General features: G+C 65.0%; 21 protein-coding genes. 15 read left to right on the top strand and 6 right to left on the bottom strand.

Annotation, left to right across the window (positions count from 1 at the left end):
• Positions 1-14: 14 nt before the first annotated feature.
• Both ACQY5K_RS09605 and ACQY5K_RS09600 read right to left on the bottom strand, forming a co-directional pair.
• A complete protein-coding gene (locus ACQY5K_RS09605; protein ID WP_428122445.1) occupies positions 15-374 on the bottom strand; it encodes a hypothetical protein in 360 nt (119 codons plus the stop codon).
• Between the two features lie 48 nt (positions 375-422).
• Positions 423-1,136, bottom strand: a complete 714-nt coding sequence (locus tag ACQY5K_RS09600) for an alkylhydroperoxidase-related (seleno)protein (protein WP_428122443.1) — start codon at positions 1,134-1,136, stop codon at positions 423-425.
• A 258-nt stretch (positions 1,137-1,394) separates the two neighbouring features.
• Here ACQY5K_RS09600 and ACQY5K_RS09595 point away from each other — a divergent pair, with 258 nt between their 5' ends.
• The 4 genes from ACQY5K_RS09595 to ACQY5K_RS09580 all read left to right on the top strand — a co-directional run bounded on the left by ACQY5K_RS09595 (position 1,395) and on the right by ACQY5K_RS09580 (position 3,441).
• On the top strand, positions 1,395-2,324 hold the full coding sequence (locus tag ACQY5K_RS09595; protein ID WP_428122440.1) for a Dyp-type peroxidase: 930 nt from the start codon (positions 1,395-1,397) through the stop codon (positions 2,322-2,324).
• Positions 2,325-2,373: 49 nt separating this feature from the next.
• Positions 2,374-2,625 carry a hypothetical protein gene (locus tag ACQY5K_RS09590; RefSeq protein WP_428122438.1) on the top strand — a complete coding sequence of 84 codons (252 nt, stop codon included), beginning with the start codon at positions 2,374-2,376 and terminating at the stop codon, positions 2,623-2,625.
• 88 nt (positions 2,626-2,713) lie between these two features.
• Complete coding sequence (locus ACQY5K_RS09585) at positions 2,714-3,007, top strand: type II toxin-antitoxin system antitoxin VapB33 (protein ID WP_428122436.1); 294 nt, start codon at positions 2,714-2,716, stop codon at positions 3,005-3,007.
• A complete protein-coding gene (locus ACQY5K_RS09580; protein WP_428122433.1) occupies positions 3,004-3,441 on the top strand; it encodes a type II toxin-antitoxin system VapC family toxin in 438 nt (145 codons plus the stop codon). Before ACQY5K_RS09585 ends, ACQY5K_RS09580 begins: the two co-directional genes overlap by 4 nt.
• A gap of 112 nt (positions 3,442-3,553) precedes the next feature.
• On the opposite strand, the gene ACQY5K_RS09575 is transcribed toward ACQY5K_RS09580, so the two are convergent.
• The 3 genes from ACQY5K_RS09575 to ACQY5K_RS09565 are packed head-to-tail and all read right to left on the bottom strand — an operon-like array spanning position 3,554 to position 5,103.
• The gene (locus ACQY5K_RS09575; protein ID WP_428122431.1) at positions 3,554-4,342 is read right to left on the bottom strand and encodes an enoyl-CoA hydratase/isomerase family protein; all 789 of its coding nucleotides are present in this window, start codon (positions 4,340-4,342) and stop codon (positions 3,554-3,556) included.
• Positions 4,343-4,378: 36 nt separating this feature from the next.
• Positions 4,379-4,789, bottom strand: coding sequence for a PIN domain-containing protein (locus tag ACQY5K_RS09570; RefSeq protein ID WP_428122429.1), 411 nt, complete (start codon positions 4,787-4,789; stop codon positions 4,379-4,381).
• Positions 4,786-5,103: a hypothetical protein gene (locus ACQY5K_RS09565; protein ID WP_428122427.1), complete on the bottom strand. Its 318-nt coding sequence runs from the start codon at positions 5,101-5,103 to the stop codon at positions 4,786-4,788. The genes ACQY5K_RS09570 and ACQY5K_RS09565 overlap by 4 nt, the downstream gene beginning before the upstream one ends.
• A 169-nt stretch (positions 5,104-5,272) precedes the next feature.
• Here ACQY5K_RS09565 and ACQY5K_RS09560 point away from each other — a divergent pair, with 169 nt between their 5' ends.
• The 4 genes from ACQY5K_RS09560 (at position 5,273) to ACQY5K_RS09545 (ending at position 7,986) form a co-directional block, all read left to right on the top strand.
• Positions 5,273-6,460 carry a phytanoyl-CoA dioxygenase family protein gene (locus ACQY5K_RS09560; RefSeq protein WP_428122425.1) on the top strand — a complete coding sequence of 396 codons (1,188 nt, stop codon included), beginning with the start codon at positions 5,273-5,275 and terminating at the stop codon, positions 6,458-6,460.
• 98 nt (positions 6,461-6,558) lie between these two features.
• Complete coding sequence (locus ACQY5K_RS09555; protein WP_428122422.1) at positions 6,559-6,861, top strand: hypothetical protein; 303 nt, start codon at positions 6,559-6,561, stop codon at positions 6,859-6,861.
• Between the two features lie 444 nt (positions 6,862-7,305).
• Positions 7,306-7,548: a hypothetical protein gene (locus ACQY5K_RS09550; protein ID WP_428122420.1), complete on the top strand. Its 243-nt coding sequence runs from the start codon at positions 7,306-7,308 to the stop codon at positions 7,546-7,548.
• 9 nt (positions 7,549-7,557) lie between these two features.
• Positions 7,558-7,986, top strand: coding sequence for a hypothetical protein (locus ACQY5K_RS09545; protein ID WP_428122418.1), 429 nt, complete (start codon positions 7,558-7,560; stop codon positions 7,984-7,986).
• Between the two features lie 184 nt (positions 7,987-8,170).
• Here the strand turns inward: ACQY5K_RS09545 and ACQY5K_RS09540 are convergent, their stop codons facing one another.
• Complete coding sequence (locus ACQY5K_RS09540; RefSeq protein WP_428122416.1) at positions 8,171-9,067, bottom strand: LysR family transcriptional regulator; 897 nt, start codon at positions 9,065-9,067, stop codon at positions 8,171-8,173.
• 83 nt (positions 9,068-9,150) lie between these two features.
• On the opposite strand from ACQY5K_RS09540, the gene ACQY5K_RS09535 reads away from it, so the two are divergent.
• The 7 genes from ACQY5K_RS09535 (at position 9,151) to ACQY5K_RS09505 (ending at position 17,664) form a co-directional block, all read left to right on the top strand.
• Entirely contained in the window at positions 9,151-10,461 is a 1,311-nt protein-coding gene (locus ACQY5K_RS09535) for an FAD-dependent oxidoreductase (protein ID WP_428122623.1), read from the top strand.
• A gap of 70 nt (positions 10,462-10,531) precedes the next feature.
• Complete coding sequence (locus ACQY5K_RS09530) at positions 10,532-10,804, top strand: sarcosine oxidase subunit delta (protein WP_428122413.1); 273 nt, start codon at positions 10,532-10,534, stop codon at positions 10,802-10,804.
• Positions 10,801-13,665 carry a 2Fe-2S iron-sulfur cluster-binding protein gene (locus ACQY5K_RS09525; protein ID WP_428122411.1) on the top strand — a complete coding sequence of 955 codons (2,865 nt, stop codon included), beginning with the start codon at positions 10,801-10,803 and terminating at the stop codon, positions 13,663-13,665. The genes ACQY5K_RS09530 and ACQY5K_RS09525 overlap by 4 nt, the downstream gene beginning before the upstream one ends.
• Positions 13,658-14,263: a sarcosine oxidase subunit gamma gene (locus ACQY5K_RS09520; protein ID WP_428122408.1), complete on the top strand. Its 606-nt coding sequence runs from the start codon at positions 13,658-13,660 to the stop codon at positions 14,261-14,263. The genes ACQY5K_RS09525 and ACQY5K_RS09520 overlap by 8 nt, the downstream gene beginning before the upstream one ends.
• Before the next feature lie 207 nt (positions 14,264-14,470).
• Entirely contained in the window at positions 14,471-15,871 is a 1,401-nt protein-coding gene (locus ACQY5K_RS09515; protein WP_428122405.1) for a glutamine synthetase family protein, read from the top strand.
• A gap of 81 nt (positions 15,872-15,952) precedes the next feature.
• Positions 15,953-16,882: a glutamine amidotransferase gene (locus ACQY5K_RS09510; RefSeq protein WP_428122402.1), complete on the top strand. Its 930-nt coding sequence runs from the start codon at positions 15,953-15,955 to the stop codon at positions 16,880-16,882.
• On the top strand, positions 16,870-17,664 hold the full coding sequence (locus ACQY5K_RS09505) for a GXGXG motif-containing protein (protein ID WP_428122400.1): 795 nt from the start codon (positions 16,870-16,872) through the stop codon (positions 17,662-17,664). The genes ACQY5K_RS09510 and ACQY5K_RS09505 overlap by 13 nt, the downstream gene beginning before the upstream one ends.
• Positions 17,665-17,692 lie beyond the last annotated feature (28 nt).

Here is a 17,692-nt window from a genome sequence, read left to right as displayed (position 1 = left end):
GCCCGCGGTCGGTGCTACTTACGGTCCGAGAAACCGCTGGCGCCCTGGCGATCGCCTTGAGGATCGCGGCGCGTCACGAAGTCGTTGAGGCCGCATGCATCGCGCACTGACCTGGTCATGTCGTAGGTGCCCGGATCCAGCGGGGTGCCGGTGCCGTCGGCGACGCGGGTCATCATGTGGAAGTTGGCGCTGACCGCCACGGCATCGACCATGACATCGGCTCCTGCGGCATCGACAACGGCGGCACGGGCCGCAGCGGTGGCTTCGCTGTCGCCTTCCCACATGGCCTCGGCGAGGCGGGCTAGCAGCGCGCCATGCTCGACGCCTCCGTCACCCGCTTCGGAGCCGTTGACGGCGTCGTAACTGACGTCCATTTCCTTCTTCTGGCCGCTCAGACCGAGCAGCAGTGCATGGGCAGACGTTCAGTAGAAGCACTCGTTGAGCTTTGACGTCCGTGCCGCAAGCAACTCGATCTGTGGCCGGTTCAGCGAGTTCTGATCGTTGATCAACTCGCCGCGCACGCGTTCCATCGGCACGTACTGCGCGTCGGACAGGATGAACAGCGCCTCATTCTCGGCCGGCACTGCACTGAGGGCCTTGATCACGTTGGGGAAGCGAATGTCGGCGGTGGGCACCCAGTGGTGCACGACTGCGGCCGGGGCGCCTTCGCGGACGGGGGGACCGGCGTCGGGTTCACCGAGAGCGACCCTGGGCAGCTCCAGCCCGTCGGCGAAGCGATCGACGCAATTGGCCTGAGCCACGACGCCGACAAGTTCGACGTAGGCGAGCGGATCGACGCCGCGCTCGACGATCGAGGTGTACCAGTCCTGGGTCAGTGTTCCCGGATGGTTGGTGATGCGCCAGATCGCGTCGACGGCGGCCGCGGGCAGCGGGCTGTCGGTGTCGATAAGCCCGTCGACCGTGCTGGGCTGCACCCATGGCGGCAGCGCGCCACCGTCGTTGGCACGATGGTCCCTCGCGGCACGTACCTGCTGGACAATGTCGCTGCGCTGGGCGGCTGTCCACCACGTTCCGGGATGGACCCAGCGCTTGGCGACCTCACCGTGCGCCGCGGCGAGGTCGTCGCGGATCGGCAGATCTGAGTCGTACACGCGTTCGCGTGTGGTGGTGCTCATCGGTGCCCCCTTCGTTTGTGACGCTGTCAGAGTGCCCGTGCAATGGTCGCACAGACAGCGACTGGATGCTGTCTGTGCAACTCGCTGAAGGGTCTTCCCGATGTCATTGCCTGACGGAGTTCGCGGTGTCGAGTTTGGAGGTGCGCAATTGGCAGCGGTTGGCCTACGATCAGCACCGCAATCTCGCTGTGGCGCCGACGTAGGCGTCGCCCGGCGGGATCGCTTTCGCTTGCATCATCGACCCCTCAAGGAGCACAGATGCCAACGCCGCAGAAGGCCATCTTCAACGAGATGGGCGCCAACCAGTGGTATGTCCACCTGAGCCGCACAGACGGCGCCGACCTCGGCGTGATCAAGTCCGCCATTGCCGATCTACGCGCTGCGTGCGACGCAGACGGCATCAACCTGACGCTCGGCTTTGGCCCCAGCCTGCTGCCGGAGCTCACCGACGACGTGCCGGACGACTTCCAGGCGTACGTCACGGTGCAGTCCGAAGACGGCTCGGGGCGCGAGGCCAAGGGCACACAGGAAGAACTGCTGCTGTGGCTGAACCACGATGCCAAGGACAAGGTGTGGAAGGCGCAGTACGACGCCCGCACGGCGCTGGCGGGCCACATGGCCGTCGCCCGTGAGACGCCCACGTTCATCTACGGCGACTCGCTGGACATGACCGGCTTCAAGGACGGCACTGGCAACCCTGCCGACGAGGACCAGCCCGCCGCGGCGATTGTCCCCGGCGGCGAGCCGGGCGCCGGCGGCGCGCACATCATCGCCCAGCGCTGGGTGCACGACCTCGACGGCTGGAACGCCCTTTCCGACGCACAGCAGGAGAAGAATTTCGGCCGCAAGAAGTTCCCGGAGACCGACAAGACGGACAGCCAGGAGCCCTACAGCCACCTCAGCCACGTCGAGCTGCGCGCGGACGGAAACCACGGCAACGAGGGCAGCGACAAGATCAACGAGATCGCTCGCCGCTCCACGCCGTACGCGTTCCACGACGGCACGGTCGGGTTGTATTTCATGGCGTTCTGCAAGGACCAGGCTCCGCTGCGTCGCCGCCTTCGTCGGATGTACGGCCTTGACGATGCCAACGGCGTCCGTGATGCCATGACCGATTACACGAACCCGGCTTCGGGCTCGTTCTACTTCGCACCCAGCGAGGAGACTCTCGACGCCATCACCGGCTGATCCAAATCCTTAGACGAGCCGGCATCTGATTCCGAGCTAGCTGACGTGGGTGTCCGCGGTGGTGCCGCCCGGTGGCCTGCGCGTCGAGGGCAGCGCGCGCAACGCAGAGCGTCAAGGCAGTTCCGCAGAGCCGGTCGCCAGTGAATCGCCCCGAGCGATCCGCACGGCTGGGCTCTTGCGGCCCGGCACCGATAGTCACCCGACGCGAGTCCAGCTTGTGAATTGGATCGGCGACGCGGTCACCGCGCCACTGGGCTATGCCGCAGTGCTGTGGGCACCGGCTCCAGCGCTGGTGAGTTGACGTCTGATGGTCTGTTCCTTCCGCACGCATCTGCGGCCCGTGCTGATAGCACCTTGACATCCAAAAAATCGGACATCATGATGTCTGCATGCGGACGACACTGACGCTTGATGACGATGTTGCTGACGCACTCAAGGAACGGGCGCGTCACTTGGATCAGCCCTTCAAACGGGTCCTCAACGACGTGCTGCGTTGCGGCCTGCGGCCGAACGCACCCCAGCCGGCCGAGCCGTACCGCGTCCGGATCCATTCGACTGGGTTCGCGCCGGGCGTCGACCCTTTGCGGCTCAACCAACTCGTGGATGAACTCGAAACTGAGGCCTACCTCGAGAAGGAAGCGCGCATCGCGCGCGCTGGGTCCGAACGTGCCGATGACCAGTGATCGTTCCCGATGTCAATCTGCTGATCTACGCCCACAACGACATGGCACCGGACCACGACGCTGCACGTAGCTGGTGGGAATCCTTGCTCAGAGGGAGCGAGCGCATCGGACTGCCGTGGATCGTCGTCTGTGGCTTTCTGCGCCTGACGACCCAACGGATGTTCTACGAACGTCCCCTGACCCCAGAGCATGCGACTGACACGGTGTCGGACTGGTTAGCGGTCCCGAGCGTCATGCCGCTGAATCCTGGTACGCAGCACTTGGCGATCTTCCGACGCTTGCTTGTCGAAGCCGGGGTCGGCGGGAACCTGGTTTCCGATGCGCACATTGCGGCGCTTGCGATCGAACACCAGGCGGAAGTCCATTCCAACGACGGTGACTTTGCGCGGTTCGGCGGCCTCCGTTGGCGCAATCCGCTATTGGGAGGCCGCTAGTCCGAGGAGTGCTACTCAGCGCTCGCGCTGTTGGCATGACTCCGGTCGGTGCGAACCGGGGCGAACTTGGATAGGACCCCTCACGGCGACAAGTGGCCGCTTGATCAGGTGACTACATCGCGGTCTCGGATTGGTCGCGGAACCATTCGCGGGCGGACATCGAGGCGATCGCCTCCAGCGCGAGGCCGGTGTGCAGGTCGTCGGCCATAGCCCGCCGCAACGGGCGCACCAGGGCGTGGCGCGTGTTGCGCAGCAAGATCGGGTTGAGCTTGGCCAGGTCCGCTGCGATTTCTTGAGCTCGGGCCATCAGGCCGTCAGCGGGCAGCACCTCGCCCACGATGCCCAGGTCGTGAGCTTCGGCCGCCTCGATCTGTTGGCCGGTGAGCAGGAAGTAGCGGCCGCGGTTCGGCCCCAGCAGCAGGGGCCACACAATCTGCATGCTGTCGCCCGGCACGAGGCCGCCGGGGAAGTGCGGAGCATCCTGGAAGTAGGCCTCTTCGGCGGCCAGCACGACGTCGCACAGCACGGCCAGTTCTGAGTGCACGGTCACGGGGCCGTTCACAGCGGCGATCATCGGCACTTCGATAGCCAGCATCTGATCCACGAGGCGGTTGCCCTCCCAGATGACGCGGTCCCACACGGTGGCGTTGGCCCGCCCCTCGGCGAGGGCGTTGACCCCGTCAGGCAGCTCGATGAACGAGTCGCCGGTGCCGGTCAGGATCACCACCTTGATGTCTCGGTCCGAGGCCAGCGCCATGAACAGCTCGGGCAGCTCGCGGTGCGGGCGGCCTCCCCACTGCAGCGGCCCGCCGCGCGTATGCATGCGGACGGTGACGACCCCGGCGTCGTCCCGGGTCACTTCGGCCGTGCGAAATCGGTCTGCGTACTCGTGAAGCTCCATGGGCTCATGCTCGCAGAGCCGCCGCTGTTCTGCCTGCTACTCCCAAGGATTTGCCAGCTCGAGGTCGAGGCCGCTGAAGCGGGCGGTGTTTCGAGTTGCCAAGGTGAGGCGGCGAACTGCGGCGGTAGCGGCAATCAGCGCGTCACCGAGCTCCAGGGTGCGACCTGCTTGGCGCGCACGAGCCCGCAATACCGCAGCGTGCTCGGCTTCGGCGTACCCCAATGGCACAATTCTGCGCACCTGTGAGGCAAGCGATCTGACGGCACCGGCGACGGCATCGCGACGGCGCCCAGGAGTCATGAGCTGGAGGCCGTACTCCAACTCGTGCACCACGATCGTCGAAAGCCATAGGTTCGATTCGTTCGAGAGGAACGCCAGCACCTTGGCGTCGGGCTCGGGCCGAGCCGTCTCAGAGACGACGTTGGTGTCAAGGAGGACACCGTTCACTGAACGTCGGTGGCGTAGTCGATAAATGGAGTCGGCCGGTCCGAGTGGCGGTCGGGGAGTTCAAGGTCGTAGCCACGCGGCATGTTCTCGATGAGCCACCGTCCCAAGTGCACCTCGGGCTTGGTGTGTTGTTCCCACACATGTTCAGGCACGACGACGAATGTCTTACGGGTCCCGATGCGCTGGGGGCCCTCTTGTTCTGCGCAACGCAAGATGTGTGACAGGCGCGCTTTGGCTTCGGCGACCGTCCACACACGGGATTCGGTCGTCGGATGCTCGGCGAGGTTGGTGGTCATGGGCTGGCTCTCTTCCATAGTAGGTAGTCTATATTGGACTAATTTAGGCAGACGCGATTCGTCGCGGGACCGCGTCAGGACCGGCCGATGCTGTCACGGCTACCATTCGTCGAGCGGGTGATTTCCGGCGCCGAGAATGCGCGCTCAACCCGAAGGCCCATTCGGGAAATGCCGCAGGGGGAATGCGATGACTGACGTTGCAGATCCAGTTCGTGCGTCCGATGCGCCGACGAGGGCCCAGCATGTAGCGGACATGGCGGAGTACCTGGCGGACGGCGAAGATCGTGCCCACCGGATCGGCAACAAGGGCCCGGTGCGCTACGGACCTGACGGCAAGCTGCACCCCGACATCGCAGACGCGTACTGGCAGCACGGCTTCTACATCTTCGAGGGCGTCGTGGACGCCGAGGAGATCGACGAGTTGCGAACCGACGTCGCTGAGGTCATCGAGCGGGCACCGGTGCACAAAGGCGCCGAGCTAGACAAGGCCGGCCGGCCGGCGTTCGGGCGTGACTTCGCCGTCGAGCCCTACACGCACGTCAAGCCGCTGTCGGATCCGTGGGGCGGCACCGACGCGTTGGCCGGTCGTCATCAGGTGCAGATGGACCAACCCGCCCCCGATGCGGACGCCCCGCCCAATGTCGTGTTCCTGATCTTTGGCATGTGCCAGTCGATGCCGTCCGCGCTGCGGCTGTACGGGCATCCCGACCTGATGTCGATCGCAGAGAGCATCAACGGCGGTGACTTCGTCCCGTACAACGACGCTATCTTCGTCAAAGAGCCTGGGCTGGGCGGCTCGGTGGCGTGGCACCAAGACGGCGTCACTCATTGGGACAACCCGAATTGGGACATGGGCATCCACGGCTTCAATTTCCAGGTGCAGCTGTACGAGACCACGGCAGCGAACGCACTTTGGGTGGTGCCCGGCACGCACAGCGTCGGCCGTCTCGACCTGCTAGAGCGGGTGGCCAGAAATGGGGGCAGCGTGATGCTGCCCGATGCCATTCCACTGCTGTGCCAACCGGGCGATGCGACGGTGGTGAACCGGCACATGGTGCATGGCTCGTACGCGAACACGTCGGCGGAGCCGAGGATCTCAGTCACGTTCGGATTCCACCGGCGCTCGTCCGTGGTCGGAGTAGCAGGTCAGCTGCGGGTGAGTGCGCGCGACGCGACCGTGGTCTACGACGAAGAGCGCGTCTTCAAGCGGTCGTCGGTGATCGCGGTGGCAATTGACGCCCGGGCCCAGCACCGCCCCGACGAGCGCCGCTACACCTATGCCCCCTTCGTCGGCCGCGAGGACGAATTCCGTTACAGCGACGAGACCTTCGATCGCGTCATCCGCGACTACAACCTCAACGACCTCGCCATCTGAGTCTCCTACACGGCCCAGCGAACAATCCTGATGAACGCCGATAGGTTCGCAGCAGGACTGAAGAGCCGACCCCTCGTCTTGAGTACCTTGGCAAGCAGTTGCCCGCGACCCTACGAACGGCGTGGGCGAACCTCGGCCAGCACCAACGCGACGTGTTCGTCGAGGGTTGCGCGAGACGTCGCCGCAGCACCGTCGCCATGGTCGTCCTGGCGGTGCTGTTCTCGATCCAGTTTTTCTTTCTGCGCAAGGCCGGACTTGGTATCGCATGCTTGCTCACAGGCGGATTCTTTGGAATCGGTTGGATTGTGTTCTGGTTCGTCACGCCCTCAATGGTTCACGAGTACAACCGCGAAATTGCGAGCCAGATAGCTCAGTACATTCGCTACGCCGAAGGCACTTGACTTACGCCCACACTTGGCCGATACATCGCAGCGTGCGCTCTGACGGCCGCAGCGCTGCTCGGCGTGGCCTGCTCGAGCGCCACCACAGCTCCAGTCAGGTAGCCGCCGAGCACCACGGGATCGCCCCCGGCGCCGTACTCGTCGTCTCGCTCATTCTGTCTTGCTGTACTTGACCGTCTTGATCATTGGCGCTGTCTTGTGGCTGGTCGGGCACTCCGACGACGACTCGGATCGCGATTCCAGGGTTCGGAGAAACTCCGACAAACGTCGAGGACGCAAGCGACGGCTCAGGCCGTGACACGCGAGCTCAAATCCGTATTGAAGTTGGTGACAGTGAGTCAGCGTTCACGGCCTGGAGCCGTCGGCGAGATGCTGTTCGGCCGCGGACCGACGTTCGTTCTTTGCTCAGTACGATGGGTTCGCAGCGTCAACCGAGGAGATGTGATGCCTGATTCGCAGGCACGCGAGAACTACGAGGCGTACGAAGCGAAGTACCGAGCCGTCCTCGAACGCGAGCATCTCGGGCGCTTCGCGCTGATGCACAACCGCGAAGTCGTCAACATCTACAACGACGAAGGCGACGCTTACTCGATTGGCTGCGAAAAATTTGGCGTCGGGAAATTCTCGCTGCAGGAAATCGGCGCGAAGCCCGTGCATCTCGGCATCATGACTGCAGCGCTGAACTGAGTTCAGCGCGTGCCGACATTCGAAGTCGAGATCGATAACCACCAGGTACTCATGGTAGTGAAGGTCGCAGTACCAGAGTCTGACGAAGAAGCCATGCCGTTCACGGCGCTGGTGGACACCGGTGCCCAGAAAACACTGATCTCGCAGAACGTGATCGACGGACTTGGTGCCGTGAGCAGCGGCATCAGCCACATCGGGCCTGCCAGTGGCGAACCGATCCAGGTCGACCTGTTCGTTCTCAACATCGCCGTACCAGTGAGCACTCCGGCCAAGAGCCATGATGGCAGTGACGTAATCTACGAGCACCTCAGCGGCCGGCAGCTCACCGCAGCGCGCCTTCCCGACGTCCCGCACAACTATGACGTCCTGCTGGGCATGGACATGCTCTCGCTCTTTCACATCACGATGGTCGGCGATCGATTCGTGATCAGCAACTAGCGACGCACAACGACGATCGGCCGGCCGCCGGAGCCCGCCTTGGTCTCGGCGGTCGGACGCCGAAATGGCCTAAGCGATGCTTGTCGAGCAAGCGGCCCGCAGTGGGCGAGCACTGACCACTTCTATTTCTTGGACCTGCAAGTTCTAAGTTCCGATAGTTGCTTCGTCGACTTTCGGGAGCCAATCAGGCGGGCGGCTGCGGGTCGTAGAGCTCGGCCACCACTTCGAGGGCGTGCGAGACCAGGGGCAGCGGTTCGCCGGCTCCCCTGAGCAGCAACAGAGGCACTGAGGCAACTGAATCCTCCAGCGGGACATAGTGCAAGCCAGGCGGCCGGAACGTCGCCACGCCCGCTGGCACGATGGCCACCCCTTCGCCGGCAGCGACGAATCCGAGAATGGTCGTGTACTCCGTGGCCTCGATCATGGGGTCGTAGGTGACGCCTTCAGCGGCGAGCATCCCCGCCAGCACGGCGTGCAGGCTGGGCGACACGCTGCGGTCGAATCCGATGATCGGCTCGCCCGCGAGGTCGCGCAGACACGCCGAACTCGGCTCGGACAGACGATGGGACGCGCCGGCGGCCAGCAGCAGCCGCTCATGCATCACGAGAGTCGCCTCCACATGGGTGGAGTCGGCGGCTGCCCGGCCGATGCCCAAGTCAATGCGCCCGGCGCGCAGGGCTTGCGCCTGCTCATCGGAACTCAAGGTGTGCAGCTCGAAATCGACGCGGGGACGTCGCCGCCGGTACTCGGCAAGCACGCGTGGCATGACCTCATAGGCAACTGAGTCGACGAATCCCACTCGAAGCGTGCCGGTCTGGCCTCCTCGGCGCTGTTCCATCAGGCGTTCCACACCGTCGGCAGCAGCCAGCAGGCGCACGGCCTCGGGATAGAGGAACTTCCCCGCATCGGTGAGGGTCACACGCCGGGTGCTGCGGTCGAAGAGCGCTGTGTCGAGCTCCCGCTCGAGCAGCCGGATCTGCTGGCTCAGAGGCGGCTGGGACATCAGCAGCCGATCGGCGGCACGACCGAAGTGCAATTCCTCCGCCACGGTCGTGAAGTAGCGCAGGCGCCGTAAGTTCACATTGCAATTATATGTATTGAGTCTGAATCGATCGAATATTGATACTTTGCCTCACCGAGAGAGCTGTTTAGGCTCGTACGGTGATGACGGGAATCGCCCGCCGGATCCGGCGTCGGCCACCTCGGTACTCGGCGGCGGCGTTGGCCTGGAAGGGCCTCCGTGGCACGAGCTGGCCACGCGTCTGGCGTGACACCGATCTGAAGCGTTCCTACGACGCGGTGGTGATTGGCGGCGGTGTGCACGGCCTGGCCACCGCCTACTACCTGGCCCGCAACCACGGCATCAAGAACGTCGCCGTGCTCGACAAGGCCTATCTCGGCAGCGGCGGCTCGGGCCGCAACACCGCCATCATTCGCTCCAACTACCTCACCCCGGCCGGCGTGGCCTTCTATGACCGGTCAGTGCAGCTCTACAGCTCGATGGCCGTCGACCTGAACATCAATGTGATGTTCAGCCAGCGCGGCCACTTGACCCTGGCTCACTCCGACAGCTCCCTGCGCACCATGCATTGGCGGGCCGAGGTCAACAAGCTGCAGGGCGTCAACTCCAGCGTCATCGGTCCCGACGAGATCAAGAAGGAGGCTCCGAGCCTGGACACGTCCGATCACCCTCGCTACCCGATCCTGGGGGCGCTCTACCACCCGCCCGGCGGCGTGGTACGTCATGACGCAGTGGTGTGGGGCTACGCCCGCGCCGCCGACCACATGGGCGTCGAGATGCATCAGAAGACTGAGGTCACCGACATCATCTGCACTGGCGGCGAGGGTCCCGACGGCAAGGGTGCCGGAGGCCGCGTGACTGGCGTCCGCACCAACCGAGGCGACATCTCTACACCGGTCGTGGTCAACTGCACCGCTGGCTGGGCATCGCTCATCTCCGCCATGGCAGGCATTCGCCTGCCCATCACCACCCATCCCCTGCAGGCCGCGGTCACCGAACCGGTGAAGATGTTCCTGCCCACCGTGGTGGTGTCGGGGTCGCTGCATGTGTATGTGAGCCAGACCGACCGGGGCGAGCTCGTGTTCGGTGCTGCGGTCGACCCGATCGCCAACTACTCGACGCGCGGCTCGCTCGAATTCACCGAGGGGCTGGCCGGTCATGTGCTCGAGCTCATGCCGGGAATCTCGCGCATGCGCCTGCTGCGCCAGTGGTCGGGGCTGTGCGATATGACGCCCGACTACTCGCCGGTGATGGGCTTCACGCCCATGGACGGCTTCCTGGTGGACGTCGGCTGGGGCACCTACGGATTCAAGGCGGCCCCGGTGTCGGGTGAGCAGATGGCCGAGGCGGTGGCCACCGGCAAGACACCCAAACTGATCGAGGCCTTCGCCCTGAGCCGCTTCGACAGCGGCGAGCTAGTGGGCGAAAAGGGCGCAGCGGCGGTGGGTCACTGATGCATCGAGCAATTGACCCCAGTGCCGTGAATGTGACCGCCGCCGCCATTGCGATTGTGGTGGGTCACTGATGCTGGTCGTGCCTTGCCCTCACTGCGGCCCGCGCAACTCGGCCGATCTCCGGTACGGAGGCGAGTCACATGCTCGCCCCGACCCCAACACGGCGTCCCCTTCGCAGTGGCGGAGCTACCTGTACCTGCGCGACAACCCGGCCGGGTGGTTGCGCGAGACCTGGTACTGCGCGTCGGGTTGCCGCCGGTGGTTCACAATCGAGCGCAACACCGCGACCAGCGAGTTTCGTGATCCGCCGCTGCCGGGTGACAAGCGAGGCGGTGCGGCATGACGATGAGCCGGCAGGGCGTCCAGCCCACCGAGGTGATCGACCGCGCCGCCAAGCTGCGGTTCAGTTGGAACGGCAAGCGGTTCAGTGGGTTCGAAGGCGACACGATCGCCTCGGCGCTGGCCGCATCGGGCGTAGGAGTCTTCTCGCGTTCGATGAAGTACCACCGTCCCCGGGGGATCCTCACGGCCGACTACTGGGATCCCAATCTGATGGTCCAGGTAGGCGACGATCCGAACGTCAGGGCAGGCCATCGCTTGCTGGAAGCCGGCATGGATGTCCGCTCGCAGAATGCGTGGCCGTCGCTGAACCGTGACCTAAAGGCGGTGAACGGTCTTCTGGGGCGCTTCCTGTCGGCAGGCTTCTACTACAAGACGTTCATGCGCCCGCAGTGGCTCTGGCCCACCTACGAGCGGGTGCTCGCCACATTCGCGCCGGGCGGCAAGATCGACATTGACACCCCTCACGGCTATCACGACAAGCGCTACACCCATCCCGATGTGGTGGTGGCCGGCGCCGGGCCAGCCGGCATCGAAGCAGCTCTGTCTGCGAGCGAGGCCGGCGCCGGGGTGCTGCTCGTCGAGCACGAGCATGCGGTGGGCGGCCATCTCCGTTATTCGAGTGACGCCGCCGACCGAGCTGCGCTGGCTGAGCTGCGAGCGGCGCTCGAATCCTCTGATATCGAGGTGTTGACCGATTCGACGGTCACCGGTCGGTATGAGGACAACTGGCTCGGCATCTGCCAGCGCAGCCACCCGATCGCGGTAGAACGGCTCATCAAGGCCCGGGCCAAGACCCTGGTCGTGGCTCCCGGACTCATCGAGCGGCCCTACGTCTTCGATGGCAACGACCGGCCCGGTGTCATCACGTCGGGAGCGGCCCGGCGCCTCATCAATCTGTGGGGAGTGAAGCCGGGTGAGCGGGCGGTGGTGTTCACCGCCAACTCCGATGGCGATGCGGCTGCGACCGACCTGGAGCGGGCCGGGGTGGAGATCGCAAGCGTGATCGACGGCCGCGACGGTCGCCGAGTCAGCGCAACTCAGGGCTCTGCGCGGGCGGTCAATGCCGTGATCGCCGACGCAGGGCTTGCCAGCAACCGGCGCATCGATGCCGACCTGCTGGTTGTGGCCGCCGGCTGGACCGCCCCGACCTCACTGCTCAACATGGCGGGCGACCGTCCCGTCTACGACGCAACCGCGGCTCGGTTCTTCCCATCCGACCCACCGAGCAACGTCCTGGCAACAGGGGGCATTGCCGGCGACGGAAGTCTTGACCAACTTCGTTCCCATGGCGCCGCTACCGGCCGCCTCGCAGCGGCCCGAGCCGCGACCGTGCGCCATTGCCTGCAGGCCCGCACGACCAGAGCCCTCCCGGCGGCAGGCGATGAGCCCGCCTGGGCGCCCGACGAACGGGCAGCGCTGGACCGTGACGCCCATCCCGAGCTGTACCGCTCCGACACCCACGGCATGGTCGACTACTCCGAGGACGTCAGCTCCAAGGACCTCGTCGCCGCCACCAAGGAGGGGTACGACTCGGTCGAGCTAGCCAAGCGATTCACGACGGCCACGATGGGACCCTCGCAAGGCAAGCTGGAGACGGTCAACACCGTCGCGGCGATCGCCGAGGCGCGGGGCGAGACGATCGCCGAGGTCGGCACCACGGTGTGGCGACCCCCCTATGCACCCCTCACGCTCGGTGCGCTGGCCGGCCGGGTGTTTGAGCCGCTTCGTGTCTCGTCCATCCATCCGTGGCATGAAGCCAACGGCGTAACCACCATTCAGGCCGGCCAGTGGATCCGCCCGGACCACTACGGCGACCCCGCCGCCGAAGTGCGCAATGTCCGTGAGAACGTCGGGCTCATCGATGTCACACCGCTGGGCAAGCTCGACTTGCGCGGCCCCGACGTCCCGAAGCTGCTCAGCCTGCTGTATGTCAACAAGTGGATGAAGCTGGACGTGGGCCGGGTTCGCTACGGAATGATGTGCGCTGAAGACGGAGTGGTACTCGACGACGGTGTCACCGGACGCCTTGGCCCCGAGCACTACGTGATGTCCACCACCAGTTCGGGCGCGGGCGGCGTGTGGGAATGGGTGGAGAATTGGCTCCAGACCGAACGGCCCGACTGGCAGGTCCATGTGACCCCGGTGACCACCGCCTACGCCAGCATCAACGTGGCCGGCCCCAAGTCGCGCGAGCTCATGAACCGGGTCACCAAAGGCGCGGACCTTTCACCCGAGGCCTTCGGTTACATGACGGTCCGTTCGGCCACAGTCGCCGGCGTTTCGGGCTGCTTCATGTGGCGCATCGGCTTCACCGGCGAGCTCTCGTTTGAACTGCACGTGCCCGCCGGGCACGGATTACACGTGTGGGAAGCCCTCATGGACGCTGGCAGCGACCTCGGCATCGGGCCATTCGGTCTGGAAGGTCAGCGCATCATGCGTCTCGAGAAGGGCCACTTCATAGTGGGCCAGGACACCGACGGACTGACCTTGGCGCCCAGCACCGGGATGGGCGGGCTGATCAAGCTGGACAAGGACGACTTCGCCGGCAAGCCCGAGCTCGTCTGGGCGGCTGACCGGCGCCTTCCCCAGATCGTGGCCATACAGCCCGACAACCCGACCATCGTCCCCGACGAGGCCTGCCAGATCGTGCGAGGAGACTCCAACGAGATCCTGGGCCGGATTACTTCGGCGCGGTTCTCGCCCACGCTCAACCGGTCGATCTGCCTTGGGCAGGTGGAGCCGGAGTTGGCGGTCGGCGGCACCAAGCTGACGGTTCTGCTCACCTCCGGCGAACGCATCAGCGCCACCGTGATCGACCATCACGCTCACTTCGACCCGGCAGGGGAGCGTCTCCGTGGCTGACGATCCATCACTTGAAAGCCCAGTGTTCGAAAGCCCGGTTGTGGCGAACTATCCGATGTCGAGCGGCGGCGACCTGACGCTCGCAGACGTCAGTGCCACCACCAAGTGGCTCGTTCGGGCCGATGCCGACGGGCCCGCAGCCGATCAGCTCGGCGCGGCGTTCGGAACATCGCAGGTCGCAGCGGGCGGCGCACTCGTGCTGGGATCCCGGCCCTGCGAGTGGATTGTGCTGGGGACATCTGAAGAGGTGTCTGCGGCGGTCACCGGGCTCGAACAGCTCGAAGGCCTCGACGCTTCGGACTTCGTATCGGCGCTGGACTGGACGCACGGACGGGCGTTGTTCCGGGTAACCGGCCGCGGCGCAGCCCGCATGCTCGAAAAGGTGTGCAGCCTCGACTGGTCCGATCCCATGACACCCGACGGCGCCGTCGCGTCGGCTTCGGTGGCCAAGGTCACCTGCGACATCGCCCGCAACGACGCCGACGGCGCGCCCTCCTACCTGATCTTCTGCGATCGGTCTTTCGGCCAGTACCTGTTCGACGCCCTGATTGACGCCGGTGACGAATTCAGCGTCTCCGTCGTCGCTGCCGCGACCTAAGGCAGCCACGGGACGTTCCGATCTTCCAAGGTCGCTCGTCTTGCATGCCTCTACTGAGAGGAAAGGGCCGCTACTCAGATTAGATATCGACGGGCGATCCGTGCTAAGGTCCTGGGAGACCCGGGGCACTCGCTGGCGAGGATTCTGGGGCGATTCTGAGGCGTTACCGTTCGTTTGAACTCAGTAACCAGCCAAACAGGGGGAACAATGGCCACCGATATTGAGGCGTTCGTCGGTGCAGACGGGCGAGAAGAGCAGATCGCCGAAGTCGAGGCCCGCATTGAAGCGGACGGCATTCGGTACCTGTACTGCCAGTTCGTTTCGGTCACCGGCCGGATCATGGGCAAAGGCATTCCCGCCAAGCACTTCGGGATGATCGCCCGCAAGGGCTTTCAGCTGGTCTATGGCTCCACCGCGAACCTGTTCATCGACCGCCACGGCAACTACATCGGTTACGGCCCCGAGGCCCGCGAGCTCGTCGGCATCGGCGAGCCCGAGACGTTCATGCCGCTGCCGTGGGATCCCAAGACGGCCCGTGTCTGGTGCACGCTGTTTCGGGGCCGCGAGGAAGAAGTGGACGGCGGCGCCTTCCTCACCTCCGACTGCCGTGGCAACCTGAAGCGGCTCCACGCGCAGTTCGAGGCCAAGCACGGGCTGCACCTGCGAGCCGGCTGCGAGCCCGAGATGATGTGGCTCAAGACCGACGCCGACGGCAAGCCGACCGTCGAGGGCATGACCAAGCCGAACTGCTATCACATCGACCAATTCGCGGAGCTGCAGCCGATCATCCACAAGGTGATCGAGTACTGCGAGGCCATGGGACTCGAAATGATCCAGGGCGACCATGAGGACGCCCCCGGCCAGCTCGAGCTGAACTTCCAATTCGACCGGGCCGAGCTCACCGCCGACCGGCTCACCACCTATCGCCAGGTGTGCAAGCAGGTCGGCCGCGAGATGGGCGCGTTCCCGTGCTTCATGCCCAAGCCGTTCATGGGCGTGTCGGCCAATGGCTGCCACCACAACATCTCGCTGTGGGATGCCGAGGGCAACAACAAGTTCATGCCCGAAGGCGACAACCCTCAGCTGCCCGGTCCCGTCGGCATGAAGGCGATCGGCGGCATCCTCGAGCACGTCCGAGGTCTCACCTGCCTCAGCGCGCCGACGGTCAACTCCTACCGGAGGCTGTGGGACACAGGCTTTTGGGCGCCCGTCTTCGCAGACTGGGGCTTCCAGAATCGCACGACCGCCCTGCGGATCAGCGCGCCGGGTCGCTTCGAGTACCGAACGGCCGACAGCTCGGTCAACCCGCACCTGTCCTTCGCGGGGCTCTTGATGGCCATGGACGACGGCCTCGACCGCAGCCTCGACCCGGGTCCGCCCGAGGAGCGCAACATCTATGAGGCCGTGGAGTCGGGCAAGGACGTGCAGAAGATCCCGCTGAACCTGGGCGAGGCGCTTGCGGCGTTCGACGCCGACGAGGTGGTCAAGGCGGCTCTGCCCGGCGAGATGTACAGGGTGTTCATGCACTACAAGACCGACGAGTGGGAGCGGTTCTTGCACACCGTCTCCGACTGGGACGTGGAGGAGTATCTCGACGTCCTGCCCTGACCGCCCGCCTGCTCTGATCCCGCGGGGCTGGCACACGACCCACCAAGACAGAACACACGCACCCACGAAGGGGGTAGCAACATGTGCGGCATAGCCGGAGTGATCCACCGCGACGGAAGCGCCGACATCGGAGCGGAACTCACCGCGATGCTCCAATCGATGAAGCACCGGGGGCCGGATTCCACCGGCTACGCGGTGTACGGGCCGGCCGACGACCTCGTCGTCATCCGGTTCGTGCTGGCCGAGCCCAACAACAGCGCCGGCTTCGGCATGGCCGAGCGCCTCGAACGCAACCGGGCCGAAGTGGAGAGTCGCCTGGCCAAGATCGGTGCCGAGGTAGCCGCCGTCACCGGCGAGACCGGTTACGCGTTCCGGGCCACAATCCGCTACGGCGGCGATCTCAAGGCCCTGGCCGACTACCTCGAGGACGTGCCCGGCTGCGAGGTGCTATCGCTGGGCAGCTCGCTGGAGATCATCAAGGACCTGGGCGACGCTGCAACGGTGAGCGACCAGTACAACTTGGGATCGTTCCGTGGTACTCACGGCATCGGTCATGTGCGCATGGCCACCGAATCCCAAGTGGACCTGGCCAGTGCCCACCCTTACTGGGCCTACCCGTTCGCGGACGTGGCCGTGGTGCACAACGGCCAGCTCACCAACTACCACCAGTGGCGCCGGCGTCTTGAACAGCATGGCCACCGGTTCCAGAGCGAGTGCGACTCCGAGATCATCGCCGTCTACCTAGCTGAGTACATGTCGAGGGGCCTGTCGCTGGAAACGTCGATGAAGCACAGCCTCGATGAGCTCGACGGCGTATTCACATACGTGTGCGTCACCGGCAACCAGATGGGAATCGCCAAGGACGAAATGGCGGCCAAGCCGTTGGTGCTGTTCGAGTCCGAGCCACTGGTGGCGGTGGCCACCGAGGAAGTGGCCATCCGAGCATTGGTGCATCGCGAGGTGGAAACCCGCGATCCCTACGAGCGAGAGGTGCTGGTATGGCAGGTGTAGGTTCCCGCAGCGGGGTCGCCTATGACGCCCGGGGGCTCGTGGAGCCCCATGCGGAGATGCCCGACAACGTCGAAGTCGACGGTGCCAGGGCCCGATTCGATGCAGCCGATCTGACCATTCGTCAGATCAACATGTTGCTGCGCAAACTCATCTACGACGACGGCATCAGCGACGTGACCGTGCTCAATCCCGCCTCGAAGCACTCGTTGGCGGTAGGGATACTGAAGCGCTGCCGGATTCACTTCGAGGGAAGCCCTGGCTGGTTTGCCTGCGGGCTCATCGACGGCCCTGAAGTGACGATCAACGGCCGTGTGGGCTGGTCGGTGGCGGAGAACATGATGTCGGGCGTCGTCACGATCGAGCGCGGCGCCGGTTCGCTGACCGGTGCAGCCATCCGAGGCGGCGACCTCATCGTGAAGGGCGATGTGGGTGCCCGCACGGGAATCGATCAGAAGGGCGGCACGATCATCGTGCTGGGCAATGTCGGCATCAACACCGGGTTCATGATGCAGCGGGGGCGCCAGATCATCTGCGGCAACGCGGGTCAGCACCTGGGCGACTCCATGTACGACGGCGCCCTCTACGTGGGCGGCAAGGTGGCATCGCTGGGCGTGGACTGCGTGCCCGGCGAGTGGGACGATGCCGACACCGAGTTCATCGAGCGCAAGTTCCGCATCCACTCACTCGGCGATCCGCCCGAATTCCAGAAATTTGTCTGCGGCAAGATGCTGCACAACTACGACTTGCTCGAGCCTTCTGAGCGCAAGCTCGTCATCCACTAGCGAGCGCCAGCTCGCACATCGCGACAGG

Origin of the sequence: Candidatus Poriferisodalis sp. (assembly GCF_965262965.1) — a bacterium.
In the GTDB taxonomy this organism is placed as follows: Bacteria; Actinomycetota; Acidimicrobiia; order Acidimicrobiales; family Poriferisodalaceae; genus Poriferisodalis.
Note: the sequence above shows the minus strand (reverse complement) of the source record. Positions and strands in the feature narration are given on the sequence as shown.

Coding starts and splice junctions, on each gene's coding strand:
- ACQY5K_RS09605 (WP_428122445.1), bottom strand. CDS start 374: ATGGACGTCAGTTACGACGCCGTCAACGGCTCCGAAGCGGGTGACGGA.
- ACQY5K_RS09600 (WP_428122443.1), bottom strand. CDS start 1,136: ATGAGCACCACCACACGCGAACGCGTGTACGACTCAGATCTGCCGATC.
- ACQY5K_RS09595 (WP_428122440.1), top strand. CDS start 1,395: ATGCCAACGCCGCAGAAGGCCATCTTCAACGAGATGGGCGCCAACCAG.
- ACQY5K_RS09585 (WP_428122436.1), top strand. CDS start 2,714: ATGCGGACGACACTGACGCTTGATGACGATGTTGCTGACGCACTCAAG.
- ACQY5K_RS09575 (WP_428122431.1), bottom strand. CDS start 4,342: ATGGAGCTTCACGAGTACGCAGACCGATTTCGCACGGCCGAAGTGACC.
- ACQY5K_RS09565 (WP_428122427.1), bottom strand. CDS start 5,103: ATGGAAGAGAGCCAGCCCATGACCACCAACCTCGCCGAGCATCCGACG.
- ACQY5K_RS09560 (WP_428122425.1), top strand. CDS start 5,273: ATGACTGACGTTGCAGATCCAGTTCGTGCGTCCGATGCGCCGACGAGG.
- ACQY5K_RS09550 (WP_428122420.1), top strand. CDS start 7,306: ATGCCTGATTCGCAGGCACGCGAGAACTACGAGGCGTACGAAGCGAAG.
- ACQY5K_RS09535 (WP_428122623.1), top strand. CDS start 9,151: ATGACGGGAATCGCCCGCCGGATCCGGCGTCGGCCACCTCGGTACTCG.
- ACQY5K_RS09530 (WP_428122413.1), top strand. CDS start 10,532: ATGCTGGTCGTGCCTTGCCCTCACTGCGGCCCGCGCAACTCGGCCGAT.
- ACQY5K_RS09525 (WP_428122411.1), top strand. CDS start 10,801: ATGACGATGAGCCGGCAGGGCGTCCAGCCCACCGAGGTGATCGACCGC.
- ACQY5K_RS09515 (WP_428122405.1), top strand. CDS start 14,471: ATGGCCACCGATATTGAGGCGTTCGTCGGTGCAGACGGGCGAGAAGAG.
- ACQY5K_RS09510 (WP_428122402.1), top strand. CDS start 15,953: ATGTGCGGCATAGCCGGAGTGATCCACCGCGACGGAAGCGCCGACATC.
- ACQY5K_RS09505 (WP_428122400.1), top strand. CDS start 16,870: ATGGCAGGTGTAGGTTCCCGCAGCGGGGTCGCCTATGACGCCCGGGGG.